This is a genomic window from Paenibacillus chartarius (assembly GCF_042432825.1).
GTDB classification, from domain to species: domain Bacteria; phylum Bacillota; class Bacilli; order Paenibacillales; family NBRC-103111; genus Gordoniibacillus; species Gordoniibacillus chartarius.
Window position 1 is genome coordinate 45,775 of sequence record NZ_JBHLWN010000016.1, and the last position, 16,500, is coordinate 62,274.

A 16,500-nucleotide genomic window follows, 5' to 3' on the forward strand; every position below is an offset into this window, starting at 1 on the left:
GGTAAAACTAACGTTCCTTTCCGCAGAGAGGAGAACGACCATGAAAGCAGGCACTGTGCTCAAGACGAAGCTGACGCCGCCGCAAGCCAAGAAGAAAATATTGCGCCGGGCGTCGCTGGCGAGGAAGCTAAAGCGGATCGGCGAGCATCCGCTCACGCTGGTACAGTCGGGTCCGGGCTTCGGCAAGAGCACGGCCGTTGCGGCGCATTTGCGCGACAGCGCTGCGGGCGTCTGCTGGTATACGATCGGTGCTAGGGACGATGACCTGTACCCCTTTATGACCTATATCGTGCATGCCGTTCGCGAGCGGCATCCTCAGTTCGGCATGGAGCTGCTCGGTTATCTCGGCCAGGGCGAGCATTATGTGCGGGAGAAGGAGCTGTATTTGCTGTTCGATTCCTTCTTGAACGAGCTCGCTTCGATCGAGGAGGAGGTTATCTGCGTGCTGGACGATTATCATCTTGTCGAGCATGTCGAGACGATCGATCAGTTTCTGCAATATTGGCTGCAGCATATGCCGGCCGCCGTGCACCTCGTGCTGCTCAGCCGCACGCGTCCGGAGTGGGCCGGGCTGACCGCGATGCGGGTGAGAGGCGAGCTGCTGGAGCTGACGGAGGCGGATTTGGCGTTCAGCGAGGAAGAGATTGAGGTGCTGTTCACCGACTGCTACGAATATCCGATCTCGGCCGAGGAGGCGCAGCACATTTACCGGACGACGGAAGGGTGGGCGATTGCCGTTCAGTTAATTTGGCAGCGCTTACTTCTGACGGGCAGCGATCTTAAGGCCGTTCTGTCGGACCCTGCGTTAACGATGGAGGAGTTGTTCCGCTTTCTGGTGCAGGAGGTGTTTCAGAAGCAGACGCCGGATATTCGCCGGTTTCTGATGCAGTCCAGCATTCTGGAGGAGCTGACCGCCGACGCCTGCGACCGGGTGCTGGAGCGCAGCGATTCCCGCCCGCTGCTGGCGAAGCTGTGCAGTCAGAGCTTGTTTCTATTTCATCTCGGGGGCGGCCACTACCGGTATCACGCGCTGTTTCGCAATTTCCTGTACAGCCGGCTGAACGCCGAGCCTGACGCGTACCGGCAGCTGCTGCGCCGGGCGGCCGTCTATTATGAGTCAGTGCAGCTATATCGTGCAGCGCTGGATTGTTTATCCGCGGCCGAAGAGCCGATGGCGGCGGGGCGGCTGCTGGAGCGCTGCGGAGCGGCGCTCATCGAACGGGGCCAGCTGGAGACGATGCTGGATTGGCTGCGCCGCTTGCCGGACGACGTGAAGGACGGCTGTTACCGGCTCCGAACGTATGAGGGCGAGGTGTACCGGTATCGCTGCCTGTACGAAAAGGCGCTGTCCGCCTATGCGCTGAGCGAGAGGCTTGCGGCGCAGGCCGGGGACGGCCTGGGACGCGCTCTTGCGCTTGAAGGGCAGGCGCGGGTGTATCTGGATACGATCCAGCCGGGCCTGGCCGGTGCGTATTTGCAGCAGGCGATTGAGCTGCTCGAAGCGGTAAAGCAGCCGCACTCACCGGGCCGCCCCCGATCCCCGTACAGCGACAGCGTCAGCCCCGGCGAGCTGCTAACCCGCTTGTACGGCCTCATGGCGGAGAATCTCGTCAACTCCGGCCGTGCTGCAGCCGCCGAGGCTTGGTTTGCAAAGAGCCGGGGCCGGCGCGAGACGGGACCGGAGGATCAGCTGGAGGTGCGGCTCCATCTGCGGACCGGGCGGCTGAAGCATGCCAAGCGGCTGGCGGAGCGTATGCTGCATGAGGCAAGGACCCAGGGCGCGTCATCGCGCGCATCCTCGCCCGCGCCCTTGAGCGCCTCCCCGCTGCCCCGCTCGCACCGCGAGCTCGAGCTGCTGCTGGCGCTGATCGAGGCGATGCTCGGACGGCCGGAGCCTGCCAAGCAGCTGGCTGAAGCCGGCATGCTGCTCGGCATTCGGCTGAACGCGCCGTTCGTGGAGGCCGTCGGCTGGATGCGGATGGGCCACTCCGCGCAGCTGCTGCCGAAGTACGATCCGGAAGTGGCCGTGCGATGCTATCAAGCGGCGCAGGAGATTATGGAACGGCTCGACGTACCGCGCGGCAAGGCGGAGCCGCTGATGGGGCTATGCCTGCTTTACGGGCGGGAGGGCGCCTACGAGCTTGCCGTTCAGTACGGCGAGGAAGCGCTGGAAGCAACGCTCCGCGTGGAAGACGAGTGGCTGTCCGGCTATATTCGCATAGCGCTGGGCATCGCCGCGTTTCATGCCGAGCGCTGGCAGGAAGCGGATGCCGTATTCTCGGGCTGCGGGGAGCTGTTTCTGCGCTGCGGGGACAGCTACGGCGTCAGCGCGGCGCTGCTCTGGCAGGCGATGCTCGCTTACCGGCTGGAGCAGGACGACCGGTTCCGCAGCGTCATGGAACGGCTGCTGCAGATGCTGCAGAACGGCGGCTATGACGAGCTGATTCAGAAGCGGACGCTGTTCGGTCCCCGCGACGTGCAGCAGCTTGCGCCGCTGCTCATCGAGGCGCAGAAGCTGCGGCTTGAGAGCGGTTATGTGTCCATGCTGCTGACGGGTCTCGGCATGGAGCACATGACGTATCATCCGGGCTACACGCTTCGGATTGAGACGCTGGGCGGCTTCCGGGTATGGCTTGGCGAGCGCGAGCTGGAGGAGAAAGACTGGCAGCGCGGCAAAGCGAAGGAGCTGTTCCAGCTGCTTGTCGTGAAGCGCCAGCACTTGCTGCCGAAGGAGGAGCTGCTGGCCGCGCTGTACCCGGACGCGGACGAGAAGGGCGCCGCCCGCGACTTCAAGGTGGCGCTCAATGCGCTGAATATGGCGCTCGAGCCGCACCGCCGGGCGCGGTCCAGCCCGTTCTTCATCCAGCGGCACGGCTCCTCCTACGGGCTGAACCTCGCCGCAGGCTTTGAGCTCGACGCCGTCGAGTTCGAGAGCCGCGTCAAGGCCGGGCTGGAGGAGCCGGACGGCGGCAAGGCGCGGGGGCTGCTGGAGCGCGGACTGGAGCTGTACCGGGGCGATTACATGCCGGACCGGCGCTATGAGGATTGGTGCATCGAGGAGCGGGAGCGCTTATCGGTGCTGTATTTGCGCGGGGCGGAGCGGCTTGCGAAGCTTCTGGTGCAGGCGGGGGAGTGGGACCGGGCCATCCGCTGGTGCGAATCGATCGTGCAGAAGGATTCGTGCTGGGAGGAGGCGTACCGGCTGCTTATGCTTTGCCATCTGAGACAGGGCAGCCGCAGTCAGGCCTCGCGCTGGTATCAGAAGTGCTGCCAGGCGCTGGAGCGGGAAATGGGCGTCGAGCCGATGAGCGCGACCAGGGAGCTGTACGTGAAGCTTCTGGATGCGGATGTAACTCATTTGTAACCGCTGTCTTATACGATGAAGGCATTCCGATCCTGAGGGGGAGTTCGTTCCATGGTCAAGAAACTGGCAGTACGAACGGCAGGTATGGCGCTGTTGACGTTATCGCTGGTGCTGGTAACGGCATGCGGCGGCGCAGGCGGCACGGGCAGTGCAAGCGGCTCGGGCAGCGCAGGCGGCGACAGCGGCAGCGGCGGAAGCACAAGCACAAACAACGGCGCTAGCACGAACAGCAGCGGTGCTGCCAAGCCGTCCGGCAACACCGCAGCCGCAGGCAAGACGCCGATCAAGATCGGCGTGCTCGCCTCGATGACCGGCGCGCTCGAAAGCTACGGCAAGCAAACGAGCTGGGGCTTCGAAATGGGCATCGACTACGCGACGAAAGGAACGAAGGAGCTGAACGGCCGTCCGATCCAGATTATCGTCGAAGATACCGAGACGAAGCCCGACGTCGCCGTGCAGAAGGCAACGAAGCTGCTCGAGAAAGACAAGGTCGACTTCCTGGTCGGCTCCTCCTCGTCCGGCGACACGCTGGCCGTTCTCCCGCTGGCTGAAGAGAACAAGAAAATTATGGTCGTCGAGCCGGCCGTTGCCGACAGCATCACCGGCGCGAACTGGAACAAATATGTGTTCCGCACGGCGCGCAACTCCTCGCAGGATGCGGTGGCCGGAGCGGCGGCGATCGCGAAGCAGGGCGTGAAGATCGCTACGCTCGCTCCTGACAGCGCTTTCGGGCGCGACGGTATCAGCGCCTTCAAGTCAGCCGCTGCGAAGCTGGGCGCAACGATTACGACCGAGCAGTACCCGGCGGCGGCTGCAACCGATTTTACGGCGAATATCCAGAAAATAATCGAGTCCAAGCCGGATTACCTGTTCGTCGTATGGGCCGGTGCGAACACGCCTTGGAAGCAGCTTCAGGATATGAAGGTGCAGGACAAAGGCATCAAGATTTCCACAGGCGCCCCCGATATCGCCGCGCTGAAGACGATGAACGATCTGATCGGCATGGAAGGCTTCTCGGTGTATTACAACAGCCTGCCCAATAACGATGTCAACCAATGGCTTGTCGAAGAAAACAAGAAGCGGTTCAACGGAGAGCTTCCCGATCTGTTTACGCCGGGCGGCATGTCGGCGGCGATCGCCATTACGGAAGCGATCAAGAAGACGGGCGGCGATCTGAACGCCGATAAGCTGATCCAGGCGATGGAGGGCATGAGCTTCGAGACGCCGAAGGGGACGATGACGTTCCGGGCCGAGGATCATCAAGCTCTGCAGACGATGTACGCAATTAAGCTGGTGAAGAAGGAGGGGGTCGACCATCCGGTGCCGGAGCTGATTCGCGAGCTGAAGCCGGAGGAAACCGCACCGCCGATTCTCAACAAAAAATAAGCTCGAGGGAGCGCTGTGCATATGAAGCCGATACTCGAAACCCGCGACCTAACGGTTGCGTTCGGCGGACATACGGCGGTGAACGGGGTGGAGCTGACGGTTCCGCCCTGTCATTTCAAATCCATTATCGGTCCGAACGGAGCGGGGAAGACGACGCTGTTCAACCTGCTGAGCGGCCAGCTGAAGCCGACGCGCGGTGAAGTATGGTTCAAGGGCGAGAACATTACGAATATGCCGCCGCATCTGCGCACCCGGCGCGGCTTAGGCCGGTCGTTCCAGATTACAAACGTGTTCCCCAACCTCACCGTGCTGGAAAATGTCCGCCTCGCCGTTCAATCCAGAGAGTCCATCCGGTTCCATCTCTTCCGCCATTTCTCCGCTTACCGCAGGCTGCTGGATGAGGCGTACGCCTTGCTGGACACGGTGCTGCTGGCGGATAAGGCGGACTCCCCGGCATGTCTATTGGCACACGGGGAGAAGCGCAAGCTGGAGATCGCCATGCTGCTGGCGCTAGATGCCGAGCTGCTGTTACTCGACGAGCCGACGGCGGGCATCTCCATTGAAGAGGTGCCGGCGATCCTGGAGGTCATTCAGGCGATCCGCGACCGGCGCGACCGGTCGATCGTGCTGATCGAGCACAAGATGGAGATGGTGCTGCATCTGTCGGATTCGCTCACCGTGCTGTTCAACGGGCGGCTGCTGGCGGACGGAACGCCGGAGGAGATCATGCGCAGCGAGCAGGTGCAATCCGCTTACCTGGGAGGCTTGTACGATGATGCTTCTTAATGTCGAGGGGATTGAAACGTATATCGGACAATATCATATCCTGCAGGGCGTCAGCTTTAGCGTTGCGCCAGGCGAAATTACGGTGCTGTTCGGCCGCAACGGCGCAGGGAAGACGACGACGCTGCGCTCGATCATGGGCCTTACCCCGATCTCGGGCGGCCGCATCACGTTCCGCGGTGAACAGATCGGCACACTGCCGACGTATGCCGTCGCCCGCAAAGGGATCGGCTACGTGCCGGAGGATCAAGGACTGTTTCCCGATCTGACCATCGAGGAGAATCTCCGGCTGGCGATGCCGGCTGCGAGGAACGAGGCCGCATTGGAGCGGCGGGAGTGGATTCTCGAGCTGTTCCCCGACCTGAAGACGTTCTGGACCCGCAAGAGCGGTCACCTCAGCGGCGGCCAGAAGCAGATGCTGGCGATCGCCCGGGCCTATGTAGGGGACAATGAGCTGCTCTTGATCGACGAGCCGAGCAAGGGGCTGGCGCCCATCATGGTAGAGAAGGTCATGCAGTCGATCGAGCAAATCAAGAAGAAGACGACGGTGCTGCTGGTCGAGCAAAATTATTTTATGGCCAGTACGATCGGCGACCGCTATTTTATCGTGGATGAGGGCCGTGTCGTGACGGGCGGGCCCATGAAGCAGCTCAAGGAAGACCCGGATACGCGCAAGCGGTACCTGGGCATCGCGTAGGGAGGGGGCCAAGGCACCTTGGATACGATCGCAAGTCTAGTGATCAACGGCCTGGCGACCGGCATGCTCATCTTCCTGCTGGCGGCAGGGCTTACGCTCATTTTCGGTCTCATGGACGTCTTGAACTTCGGGCACGGCGGACTGTTTGCTTGGGGAGCTTATGCCGGCGTATGGATCTACACGTCGACCGGCAGCTTCCTCGCCGGGGTCATCGGCGCCGTTATCATCGGCGCGGGCCTCGGCTATGTGATGGAGCGGGTCGTGATTCGGCCGGTGTACGGCAGCCATGTGCAGCAAATTCTCGTAACGCTCGGCGTCATGCTGGTGCTTAGCGAGCTGCTGAAGGTGTTCTGGGGGCCGAATCCGATCAGCGCCCCGGTTCCGGGTATGCTTGACGGGAGCTGGAGCGTCGGGAATGTGATTTTGATCAAATACCGGCTCTTCATCATTGCGGTCGGCGTACTCGCGCTGATCGGGCTGCAGCTGCTGATGAACCGCTCGCGGCTTGGGCTTATCGTTCGTGCGGGCGTGCAAAACAAAGAGATGGTGCAGGCGCTCGGCATTCCGATTCACCGCGTATTCACGCTCGTGTTTATGCTCGGAGCCGGCATGGCTGCGCTCGGCGGGGCGCTGCTGGCGCCGTATTCGGGGATCGTGTTCGCCGAGATGGGGATGCAGTTCGCGATACTGGCGTTCATCGTCGTCGTGATCGGCGGCATGGGCAGCATTCGCGGCTCGGCCTTCGCCTCGGTGCTGGTCGGCCTGTCCGGCTCTCTGATGGCTTACTATATGCCGGATTTGTCTCTGGCGGTCAACATGCTGCTGATGCTCGCCGTCCTGCTGGTGAAGCCGTCCGGACTGCTCGGCGCGAAGGGGTGAGGAGATTATGCTGCGCAAAGCTCCAACAGGGAGAGCTGCAGTGACGCTCTATTGCGGAATCGCTGCCGTGCTGGCGCTGCTGCCGCTGATCAGCGATTCCAAGAGCATGCTGGTGATGCTTACGAAAATTTGCATCTTCGCGATATTTGCCGTCAGCTATGATCTGCTGCTCGGCTTCACGGGCATCGTCTCGTTCGGCCACGCGATGTTCTTCGGCATCGGCGCCTATAGTGTCGGCATCATGATGCATGGCGGCGGGCACACCATCGGCGAACTGCTGCTGGCGGTGCTGATCGGGTTCGTCATATCGGCGGTGGTCAGCTTCGTGATCGGGCTGCTGTCGCTGCGCCTCAAGAGCCATTACTACGCGATGCTGACGCTGGCGTGCGCCGGATTATTCCAGGTTGCGGGGGAGAAATGGCGCACGCTCACCCAGGGCGGCGAAGGGTTCACGTTTCAAATTCCGGATGCGCTGAAGGACCGGCAGCTGTTTTATTGGGTCGTACTCGCGCTGCTGGTCATCGTCTTCTTCGCCATGCGGCGCTTTACGCAAAGTCCGGCAGGGCGGGTGCTGCAAGCAATCCGCGAAAATGAACAGCGGGTGCAGTCGCTCGGCTACAGCATCGTTCCTTATAAGCTGCTGACGAGCGTCGTGGCGGGGATCGCCGCTTCGCTCGCCGGAGCTCTGTATGCGGTGTCGCTGCGCTTCGTGAACACGAGCGTGTTTTCCACCGATGTGACGCTGGAGGCGCTGCTGATGACGATTATCGGAGGTGTCGGTACGCTGTACGGCGGCATCATCGGGGCGGCGATCATGGAGCTGGCGCACAACGGATTGTCGGGTCTGGCCAAGACGTACGCCATCTTCGACCGCTGGATTATTTTCTTCGGCTTGCTCTACATCGTCGTCGTCATGGTATTCCCGCTCGGCATTGCAGGTACGGTGCGTTCTTGGTGGCGGAAGCGGCGGACGATTCCCAGTCCCAGTGAGAGGAAGGTGCAGCGAACATGGCATTAGAATCGGGTCAGGTCGTTTCCTTTGTGCTTCGCTTCAGCCCGTCTCCGTCCCCGGCTCCGGCGGAGGCGGATGCGGAGGATCGGCAGTGGCGCATTCGGATCACTCACGTCCAAGAGCAGGAGGAGACGATGTTCGTGTCGGTGGAGGAAGCGTTCCGTTATATGAAGGAAGCGCTGCGGGCGAGGGGGCTTCGGCATGAATGACGATAAGGGGGCGAGCGGCGCGGCGGCAGTCGGGCTGCTCAGCCTGGCGACATATGTGCCGTCCGCCTTCATGTCGGCCCGGGATATCGCCGAAGCGTCGGGACTGCCGGAGGATGTGGTCGAGCAGAAGCTCGGCATTCGCCGCAAGCCCGTCCCGGGGCCGGACGATCACAGCTGCGAAATGGGCATTCTCGCGGCGCGGCTCGCCATCGGCAAGGCGGGCATCGATCCGGGGGACATCGATCTGGTCATCTATATTGGGGAAGAGCATAAGGAATATCCGGTATGGACGGCGGCGCTGCAGCTCCAGCATGCCGTCGGCGCCGTCAACGCTTGGGCGTTCGACGCGGCGCTGCGCTGCGGGACGACGATTATGGCGCTCAAGGTCGCCAAGAGCTTGATGCTTGCGGACGCCTCGATCCGCACCGTGCTGCTGGCAGGCGGGTATCGCAACGTCGACCTGATCGACTATTCGAATCCTCGCACCCGGTTTATGTACAATCTGGCGGCGGGCGGCGGCGCGATGCTGCTTCGCCGGGGGGTGCCGCAGCATGAGGTGCTGGAGAGCCATCTCATTACGGACGGCTCGTTCGCGCAGGACGTCATCGTCCCGGCCGGCGGCACGAAGCAGCCGCTGACGCCGGAGCTGCTGGCACAGCGGCAGCCGCAGCTGGACGTTCCGGACCCGGAGGCGATGAAGCGGCGGCTCGATCGGACGTCGATGCAGCGGTTCCTGGAGGTTGTCAAGCGGGCCGTCGAGAAGAGCGGCTATCGGCTGGAGGATATCGCGTATTTAGCTATTTTGCATATGAAGCGGTCGGCTCATGATTACATTTTGCGGGAGCTGGGGCTGCGCGAGGAACAGTCGCTCTACCTGCAGGACTACGGCCATATCGGACAGATCGATCAAATTTTGAGCCTGGAGCTGGGGCTTGAGCAAGGCAAAATCAAAGATGGCGACCTCGTCGTGCTCGTCAGCGCCGGTATCGGCTATGCGTGGGGAGCGACGGCGATCCGCTGGGGAGGAAACAAGGGATGACGGCAAAGATCACTTTAAAGCAAGTGCAGCTGCCAAACGGAGAAACGATAGGGTACCGGGAGCGTGAGGGAAGTCCGGACGGGCCGCTGCTCGTGCTCGTACACGGCAACATGAATTCGTCGCAGCACTGGGATTTGCTATTAGAGCAGCTGGATGCGCGGCTGCGCTTACTCGCGGTCGATCTGCCGGGCTTCGGTATTTCATCCTATAATCGGCCGATCTCCGGACTCGGCGACTACGCAGAGCAGCTGGAGCTGTTTGCGGATGCGCTTGGCTTGACATCCTTCTCGCTGATCGGCTGGTCGATGGGAGGCGGTGTTGTGATGCAATACGCCGCCGACCACCCGGAGCGGGTGGAGAGGCTCATCCTGCTGTCGTCCGTCTCGACGCGCGGCTATCCGTTCTTCGCGGACGGGGCCGACGGTCAGCCGGACCTGTCACGGCGGCTTCGGACGGCGGAGGAGGCGCGCGCGCTGTCTCGTACCCGGATGATCGACGGTGCGGCAGAGCGCAGAGACCGTGAATTCATGCGCTGGCTGTTCGATGCTGCGGTCTACAATGTCGGTAAGCCGCCTGCCGAGCGGTACGAGACGTATATCGACGATATTTTGACGCAGCGAAATTTAGCCGATATCTATCACGCTTTGAACACGTTTAACATCAGCGGGACGGACCATGACGCTGCGCCCGGCAGCGGTGATGTCGACCGCATTCAAGCGCCGGTGCTTGTTATTTGGGGGAAACAGGACTTGGTCATTCAGGAATGGATGACGCGCGAGCTGGTGAACGACCTCGGGCCGCGGGCAACGCTAGTCGAGCTGGAAGCGTGCGGCCATTCGGCGCTTGTCGATGCGCTGCCGGCACTAACGAGCGAGGTGGAGCGGTTCGTGCTGGGCGGCGGCAAGTCCGCGGCAGAGGAAGTGTCGGCATGAGACTGGCAGGCAAAATCGCGCTCATCACCGGCGGCGCCGGAGGCATCGGCCGGGAAACGGGGCTGCTGTTCGTGCGGGAAGGGGCTTGCGTAGCGCTGGCCGATTTCGACGAGGGCGCCGGGCACGCTGCGCTGGCGGAGCTTGCGGCTGCGGCCGACGACGCTGCCGAACGAGTGCAATTCGTGAAGGTCGACGTATCCGATCCGGCTTCCGTAGAAGCGATGGTGGAGGCCGTGATCGCCCGCTTCGGCACGCTGGATATCCTGATCAACAATGCCGGCATCACCCGCGACAGCATGCTGAGCCGAATGACGCTCGACCAGTGGCATAACGTCATCGATGTGAACCTGAGCGGGGTATTTTACTGCACGAAATATGCCGCTCCCTACTTGGTAGCGAAGGGCAAGGGCCGTATCATCAATACCTCCTCGATTGTCGGCGTGCAGGGGAATATCGGCCAGACGAATTATGCCGCGACGAAGGCCGGCGTAATCGGCATGACCAGGACGTGGGCGAAGGAGCTCGGCTACAAAGGCGTCACCGTCAATGCCGTCGCTCCCGGCTACATCGAGACGGGGATGGTGGCCAAGGTGCCGGAGAAGGTACTGCAGTCGATGGTGGAGCGAGTGCCGCTGCGCCGGCTGGGACAGCCGGCCGATATCGCCAAGGCTTACTTGTACCTTGCCTCCGACGATGCGGCCTATGTGAACGGGGCCGTGCTGGAAGTGAACGGAGGCTTAAGTATTTAGCGTAAGCGGATAAGGCCGAGCCCAGGTATGCCCGGGGTTCGGCCTTCCATTGTTCTGATGAAGAATTCTAACCATGTATGAATTGGAAACCCGATGGAGAGGATGGAAATAATCACACCAGACACACCGGGGAGTCCTGAACTATGGGGTTTGTCGTCATCTTCGTCGCAGCTTGGTTAGCGGTGTTTATTTTCTACGCGATGAACAAGAGCTTGACGATTGCGGAGAACGCATTCGTTTATTTGACTGTCATGATCATCGAAATTAATTTCACATGGATCGTCGCGGAAGAGCTAAAGCTGGTCGAGCTGACCAAGGACGGACTGCTGTACGCAGGGTTTATTCTCAATCGGACCATCGTGCTGCCGCTGCTGTTCGTGATTATGCTGAATGCCGTATATCGAGCCGGGTCGATTGTCAGGGCGTTGATCCCTGTGGGTGTGGCGCTGGCCGTCATCCTCGGCTTGGATGCGCTGCTGCAGTACTTTCAGATCACCATCTTCCGGCAGTGGAACTTGTTCTACGACGCCATTCATATTGCCATTCTTCAGGCGGTTAGCTGGGGACTGTTGATGCTGTATCGCAAAATCGGACGCAGCGGGGGGAAGGCCGGATGATCTTATGGGAACGTTTTGACTTGAATGAAGGCTTCGTGATTATCATGCTGCTGCTCTCCTACGGAGCCATTGCCGTACTGCCAAAGAGACTGCCGGCGAGCCTGCTCGTCCTGGGGCTGGTCTGGGGCTTCGCGAGCTCCACGCTGTTCGACTTTACGATCGGCGGCGGGCTTATGGATTTCTACGTGGTTAACGATTCGAACCAGTACGAGCTGACCGACCTGCTGGTGTATTTCATGTTCGCGCCGTTCGGCTACTTTTTTATTTATTTTTATGAGGTGCTCCACATTCGGCGGAAGACGCTCGTATGGTACATCCTGGGCTGGACGGCCGTGGGGGTGGGGGTCCAATGGATCGCCGAATGGATGCGCATGACAACGTATCAGCACGGCTACAGGCTGGAATACAACATTGCGGTGTTTCTGCTGATTCAGACCATTACCGGCCTGTTCTATATGTATTTGAAGGAGCGGCCGGGAAACAAAGGGACCCAGGGAGGTCCGTAAGACTTACCTTGTGATTATCATCAAACTGTGTTATGATGATCTTAGTTGTTTAAAGGGAAACCAATTCACATATTGAAAAAGGTCTCATGCGATGATGGAACTTTTTTCAATATGTGAATTTTTTTTACCCGGCGAATGATCACCCATAAATTCAGTAACGCGGAGGTATATGATGCAAACAGGTACAGTAAAATGGTTCAACAGCGAAAAGGGCTTCGGGTTTATCGAGGTCGAGGGCGGCAGCGACGTATTCGTGCACTTTAGTGCGATCGAGGGAGACGGCTACAAGTCTCTGGATGAAGGTCAACTCGTTCAGTTCAACGTCGTGCAAGGCAATCGCGGACCACAAGCCGAGAACGTCAAAAAATTGTAATCTTCACAACGAAGCTGCTCCTCATCTGTCAGGAGCAGCTTCTTCTTTTTCACAGCCGAAGGATAAGGGGGTTCATACATGTATTACAGCTTTCGAAACAAGTACTTGGAAGATCTTCCGGAGGAAGACACAGTCGTTTGGCGTTGCACGAAGGAAGGATGCAAGGGATGGATGCGTGACAATTTTGCTTTCGAAAGCAAGCCCGTTTGCTGCCTTTGCTCCTCGCCGATGGTTAGTGAGAAGAAGCTTCTGCCGCAGTTGTTCAATTCGAATGACGATTTGAAGGCAGTGAAGAAGGGGATTCAGATAAAGCCTGCGAAAGTGACTCCGGCTTAACGGAGGAAATAACGAAGGACGGCGTCCCGACCCGAGGGCTCGGTGGGACGCTGTTTAGCATTACGAAGTATGTGAAGCGCCCACCCGCTCGATCAGAATCCGTTCAATCTCCTTTGCATCCTCTTTCCGGAACATATGCGCGGACTTCTCGATCCAATACAGCTCTTTAGGGCCCGCCGTTTCCAGCGCATCGACGTATCGCTCAACGAGAGAGCCGTGCACGTGCACGTCCTTGCGGCCATGAATGAAATAGGCGGGAACGTCGAGGCGGGGCGCCTGCTGCATGAAATCCACTTTGGCAAAGTCCTCGATCATCTGCTGCGAATATGAGAACAGAAACCCTTTATAGAGCGAATAATAGATGTGCTTAAGCTCGTAATCCGGCGAGCGGAGCATAATCATCGCTGCGTCCGAAAGACTCGGCGCCTTCAGGCCGGGCTCCTTGTAGATCATCGAGTTGTATTTCATAAGCCGCTTCCGGAGCTGTCCCCATTGCTCGAAGCTCTCGGTGTACGGAGGCTCGCCGAGCTTCTCTAAAGCGCGGACCGCCTTCCGGTCGCCCCGCTTCTGCGCCTCACTCATCACCCAGTCCCGGCACAGCCGGTCGTTCTCCGGCCAATTGATCAGCTGCGAGATCCCGACGTATGCATGCAGCTTGTGAGGGACTTTGGCCGCAAGCGTAAGGCCGATCACCGTGCCCCACGAGTGCGCGGCGATGACGATCTTATCTTGGCGGAAACGTTCCCGGAGATAGTCCGTCAGCTCCTCTGCATCCGAAACAAACTGCGAAATCCGCATCGTGCCCGGCGGAATGTCAGGTCGATACGATCTCCCGGTACCGCGCTGATCCCAGAACACGACGACGTAGTGCTTGACCAGTTCTTTCGTCGCCGTAGCTAATGCATAGTCCCGGGATCTGCTGTTCACGCCGGGGATCGGCATGCTGGGACCGCCGTGCAGGAAGAGCAATACCGGCTTGTCCGGATGGACAGCCTGGATGAGAATCGTTTGCGGAATGCCGCCGATCGCGAGCGTCGCCACCTCGCTGATGCCCGTCGGGGGAATCGTAAAGTCTTTCTTCTGCAGCAGCTTCAAGCTGAACACCGTCCTTGTTATCGCCGTTAAGTCGCATCCGTTCGTTACACTTATCGATAATGTCCGGTATATTGTACCATGGCGGCAGATCGCCCGATAGCATAAAATCACAAAGAAACAGGCCGCCGAGGCGAATGCCCGGGCAGCCTGTCCGTTATGCGCATAACTGCTTGTCCTTGTTCCCCAGCCAGTGCTCCGGCATCTCCACCGTCATGCTCTTCAGCCTATCCGCGTGGTCGTGAATGGTGTGATGCCACATGGCCGGTTCCACCTTGTAGTTGTTCTCGCCGGATACGGAAAATCCGCAATTTCAGGATAAAGTTTTCATGGCAATGGAATCCTTCTAATAAATTATTGTTCGGCCATGGCCTACCCGGACCACGGGTCGACGCCGGGAGCTTGCCCTTGCGCGAGAGTTTGCAGACGAGACATGTAGTGCGTCCAGCCGTGCTGGTGGGAAGCGATCTGCTCTTCGTTCGGCAGGCCGTAGTGGGTCAGCGTTAAGAGCGTGCCGCCATCCTGCGGTGTCAGCCTGAACTCGACGGTGCTGGACCCCGGAGGAACGAGCTTGGACTTCTCCCAGCCCACGTCATCACGATGCGCTCGTTCGTCACGATCTCCTTGTATTCGCCCATGGCGATGTCGCTGCCGTTAATGTCGAGGCGGTATTTGCCCCCGATCCTCGGCTCGAGCAGCACGTGGCGGCCCATCCAGCGTGCCATCTTGTCCGGGTCGGTGAAGAACGAGAATAGCGTCTCCGGCCGGCATTCGATAAAAATTTCCTTCGTAATCGTTCCGCTAGGACTTGTCTGATTCATGGTTTTCAAGCTTTCTCCTCTCTTCCTCTTCGGCGGCTTCCTTCAAGCGCAGCAAGCTGTCGTCCCAGAAGCTCTCGATATACGCCATCAATTCAGCGAAGCCTTCCCTCCTCACACCGTAGTAGCGTTTGGTGCCGGCTCGTCTTACCACGACTAACCCGGCTTCTTCAAGAACCTTCAAGTGCTGCGAGATCGCCGGTGCAGTAATGTCAAAATGCGAGGCGATGGCGCTGGAGGTCAGCTCTCCATGACGGATGAGATGTAAAATATCTCTGCGCCTTGGTTCCGTCAGGGCGGTTAGCGCTTTATCGATCATAACGTTAATTTAGCATATACTTAATTAAGCGTCAACTAAAATAGTTCTTGCCAGATCGTGTCGCTTACGCTATGCTGACCAATAGAAACGCCATTATTGTAGGGGGAATCAATCGTGTCTATGCCGAAGATGGACGAGTCTTCGAAAGCTTTGTTTGCCGCCGTCATGCCGCTGGATCCGCGCGTTACGGTGAAGCCGATGTTCGGTGCGCTGGCCGGCTTTATTAACGGGAATATGTTCACCGGTCTCGTCGGCACCAGTATTTACGTCAGACTGCCGGAAGCCCGGCGTGAGGAAATGCTGAGCCGCGGCGCGAGCGAATTCGCACCGATGCCCGGCCGAGCGATGAAGGAATATGTCGTAGTACCCGAGGCATGGCGGGACGAGCCGGAGAAGATCGGCGAGCTCGTTGCCGAGTCGCTGGCATGGGCGGAGACGCTGCCGGAAAAGCTTCCCGCGAAGAAGAAGAGCAAGCCGGCACCGGCCCAATAAGGAGGCTGCGACGCGATGGTAGACGTACTTACCGAGATCGTCATTCAGCAGCCGCGGGAGCGCGTGGCGGCGTATGCCGCCGATCCGGACCGAGCACCGGAGTGGTACGCCAATATCGATTCGGCGGAGTGGAGGACGCCGAAGCCGCTCAAGGTCGGCTCCCGGGTCGCCTTTCAGGCTCGGTTCTTGGGCCGCGACCTTGCGTATATTTATGAAATCGCCGAATATGAGCCCGGCAAGCGGCTGGTGATGCGGACGAACGAAGGGCCGTTCCCGATGGAGACGACGTATACGTGGGACACCGAGGACGGCGGCGCTACCCGCATGACGCTGCGCAACCGCGGCAACCCGAAGGGCTTCGCCGCTGTCTTCACGCCGTTCATGTCGATGATGATGCGGCGGGCGAACCGAAAAGACCTGCTGGCGATCAAGCGCATATTGGAGAGCGGCGGGGTGGAAGCGTAACCGTTGGCGACTTGGAGCAAATTAGCGAGCCGGATTCATGAAGGTTATGAGCTAAATCGAGTCTCATCTGGAGGAGACGCTGACACTGGAGCGGCTGGCTCAGCTGGTTCAGCTGGTTCAGCTGTCGACGTATTCGCCGTACCATTTTCGCCGGTTGTTTGCCGAGTATACGGGAGAGACGCCTGCCGACTATGTTAAGCGGCATCGGCTGGAGAAAGCGGCGAGTGGTGGCGAAGTGGTGGCGATAGTGGCGATAATGGCGATAATGGCAATAGTGGTGATAGTGGCGATAGTGGTGATAGTGAGATTAGAGGTGTTTGGAGGCGTTATTTTTGTGGAATTTATAGCAAGGTCGGGAATAAAGGATTTTGAAGCACTGGCATTGCATAAAAGTTATCACGAAAAACCCACATTAAATATTTACTAATAATG

At 59.5% G+C, this 16,500-nt stretch carries 19 protein-coding genes and 1 pseudogene; 17 read left to right on the forward strand and 3 right to left on the reverse strand.

All coding sequences use genetic code 11. From position 1 onward, the window contains the following. Positions 1-40: 40 nt before the first annotated feature. The 14 genes from ACFFK0_RS03015 (at position 41) to ACFFK0_RS03080 (ending at position 12,882) form a co-directional block, all read left to right on the forward strand. Positions 41-3,364, forward strand: coding sequence for an ATP-binding protein (locus ACFFK0_RS03015; RefSeq protein ID WP_377468410.1), 3,324 nt, complete (start codon positions 41-43; stop codon positions 3,362-3,364). Between the two features lie 51 nt (positions 3,365-3,415). Next, entirely contained in the window at positions 3,416-4,750 is a 1,335-nt protein-coding gene (locus ACFFK0_RS03020; protein WP_377468411.1) for a substrate-binding domain-containing protein, read from the forward strand. A 21-nt stretch (positions 4,751-4,771) separates the two neighbouring features. Beyond that, positions 4,772-5,536, forward strand: coding sequence for an ABC transporter ATP-binding protein (locus ACFFK0_RS03025; protein WP_377468412.1), 765 nt, complete (start codon positions 4,772-4,774; stop codon positions 5,534-5,536). Beyond that, the gene (locus tag ACFFK0_RS03030) at positions 5,523-6,230 is read left to right on the forward strand and encodes an ABC transporter ATP-binding protein (protein WP_377468413.1); all 708 of its coding nucleotides are present in this window, start codon (positions 5,523-5,525) and stop codon (positions 6,228-6,230) included. Before ACFFK0_RS03025 ends, ACFFK0_RS03030 begins: the two co-directional genes overlap by 14 nt. A gap of 18 nt (positions 6,231-6,248) precedes the next feature. Next, positions 6,249-7,109 carry a branched-chain amino acid ABC transporter permease gene (locus ACFFK0_RS03035; RefSeq protein WP_377468414.1) on the forward strand — a complete coding sequence of 287 codons (861 nt, stop codon included), beginning with the start codon at positions 6,249-6,251 and terminating at the stop codon, positions 7,107-7,109. 7 nt (positions 7,110-7,116) lie between these two features. Next, entirely contained in the window at positions 7,117-8,127 is a 1,011-nt protein-coding gene (locus ACFFK0_RS03040; protein ID WP_377468415.1) for a branched-chain amino acid ABC transporter permease, read from the forward strand. Further along, positions 8,118-8,330 carry a hypothetical protein gene (locus ACFFK0_RS03045; protein WP_377468416.1) on the forward strand — a complete coding sequence of 71 codons (213 nt, stop codon included), beginning with the start codon at positions 8,118-8,120 and terminating at the stop codon, positions 8,328-8,330. The genes ACFFK0_RS03040 and ACFFK0_RS03045 overlap by 10 nt, the downstream gene beginning before the upstream one ends. Then, positions 8,323-9,369 (forward strand): 3-oxoacyl-ACP synthase, encoded by a 1,047-nt coding sequence (locus tag ACFFK0_RS03050; RefSeq protein ID WP_377468417.1) that lies wholly within the window; start codon positions 8,323-8,325, stop codon positions 9,367-9,369. The genes ACFFK0_RS03045 and ACFFK0_RS03050 overlap by 8 nt, the downstream gene beginning before the upstream one ends. Further along, positions 9,366-10,301 (forward strand): intracellular short-chain-length polyhydroxyalkanoate depolymerase, encoded by a 936-nt coding sequence (gene phaZ / locus ACFFK0_RS03055; RefSeq protein WP_377468418.1) that lies wholly within the window; start codon positions 9,366-9,368, stop codon positions 10,299-10,301. Before ACFFK0_RS03050 ends, phaZ begins: the two co-directional genes overlap by 4 nt. After that, positions 10,298-11,050: a 3-oxoacyl-ACP reductase FabG gene (gene fabG / locus ACFFK0_RS03060; protein WP_377468419.1), complete on the forward strand. Its 753-nt coding sequence runs from the start codon at positions 10,298-10,300 to the stop codon at positions 11,048-11,050. The genes phaZ and fabG overlap by 4 nt, the downstream gene beginning before the upstream one ends. Before the next feature lie 143 nt (positions 11,051-11,193). Beyond that, a complete protein-coding gene (locus ACFFK0_RS03065; RefSeq protein ID WP_377468420.1) occupies positions 11,194-11,667 on the forward strand; it encodes a hypothetical protein in 474 nt (157 codons plus the stop codon). Continuing rightward, complete coding sequence (locus ACFFK0_RS03070) at positions 11,664-12,173, forward strand: hypothetical protein (RefSeq protein ID WP_377468421.1); 510 nt, start codon at positions 11,664-11,666, stop codon at positions 12,171-12,173. The genes ACFFK0_RS03065 and ACFFK0_RS03070 overlap by 4 nt, the downstream gene beginning before the upstream one ends. A gap of 172 nt (positions 12,174-12,345) precedes the next feature. Further along, positions 12,346-12,546: a cold-shock protein CspD gene (gene cspD / locus ACFFK0_RS03075; RefSeq protein ID WP_377468422.1), complete on the forward strand. Its 201-nt coding sequence runs from the start codon at positions 12,346-12,348 to the stop codon at positions 12,544-12,546. 78 nt (positions 12,547-12,624) lie between these two features. After that, positions 12,625-12,882 carry a cold-shock protein gene (locus ACFFK0_RS03080; protein ID WP_377468423.1) on the forward strand — a complete coding sequence of 86 codons (258 nt, stop codon included), beginning with the start codon at positions 12,625-12,627 and terminating at the stop codon, positions 12,880-12,882. Positions 12,883-12,942: 60 nt separating this feature from the next. Here ACFFK0_RS03080 and ACFFK0_RS03085 read toward each other — a convergent pair whose 3' ends face one another. From ACFFK0_RS03085 to ACFFK0_RS03095, 3 genes and pseudogenes are all read right to left on the reverse strand, one after another. Further along, positions 12,943-13,977 (reverse strand): alpha/beta fold hydrolase, encoded by a 1,035-nt coding sequence (locus tag ACFFK0_RS03085; RefSeq protein ID WP_377468424.1) that lies wholly within the window; start codon positions 13,975-13,977, stop codon positions 12,943-12,945. A 369-nt stretch (positions 13,978-14,346) separates the two neighbouring features. Next, a pseudogene (locus ACFFK0_RS03090) lies at positions 14,347-14,795 on the reverse strand (SRPBCC family protein). Beyond that, entirely contained in the window at positions 14,776-15,111 is a 336-nt protein-coding gene (locus ACFFK0_RS03095; protein WP_377468425.1) for an ArsR/SmtB family transcription factor, read from the reverse strand. The pseudogene ACFFK0_RS03090 and the gene ACFFK0_RS03095 overlap by 20 nt, the downstream one beginning before the upstream one ends. 120 nt (positions 15,112-15,231) lie before the next feature. Between ACFFK0_RS03095 and ACFFK0_RS03100 the strand changes: the two genes are divergently transcribed. The 3 genes from ACFFK0_RS03100 (at position 15,232) to ACFFK0_RS03110 (ending at position 16,495) form a co-directional block, all read left to right on the forward strand. Next, positions 15,232-15,603, forward strand: coding sequence for a TfoX/Sxy family protein (locus ACFFK0_RS03100; protein WP_377468428.1), 372 nt, complete (start codon positions 15,232-15,234; stop codon positions 15,601-15,603). Between the two features lie 15 nt (positions 15,604-15,618). Further along, positions 15,619-16,068 (forward strand): SRPBCC family protein, encoded by a 450-nt coding sequence (locus ACFFK0_RS03105; protein ID WP_377468426.1) that lies wholly within the window; start codon positions 15,619-15,621, stop codon positions 16,066-16,068. Positions 16,069-16,306: 238 nt separating this feature from the next. Next, positions 16,307-16,495, forward strand: a complete 189-nt coding sequence (locus ACFFK0_RS03110) for a hypothetical protein (protein ID WP_377468427.1) — start codon at positions 16,307-16,309, stop codon at positions 16,493-16,495. Positions 16,496-16,500 lie beyond the last annotated feature (5 nt).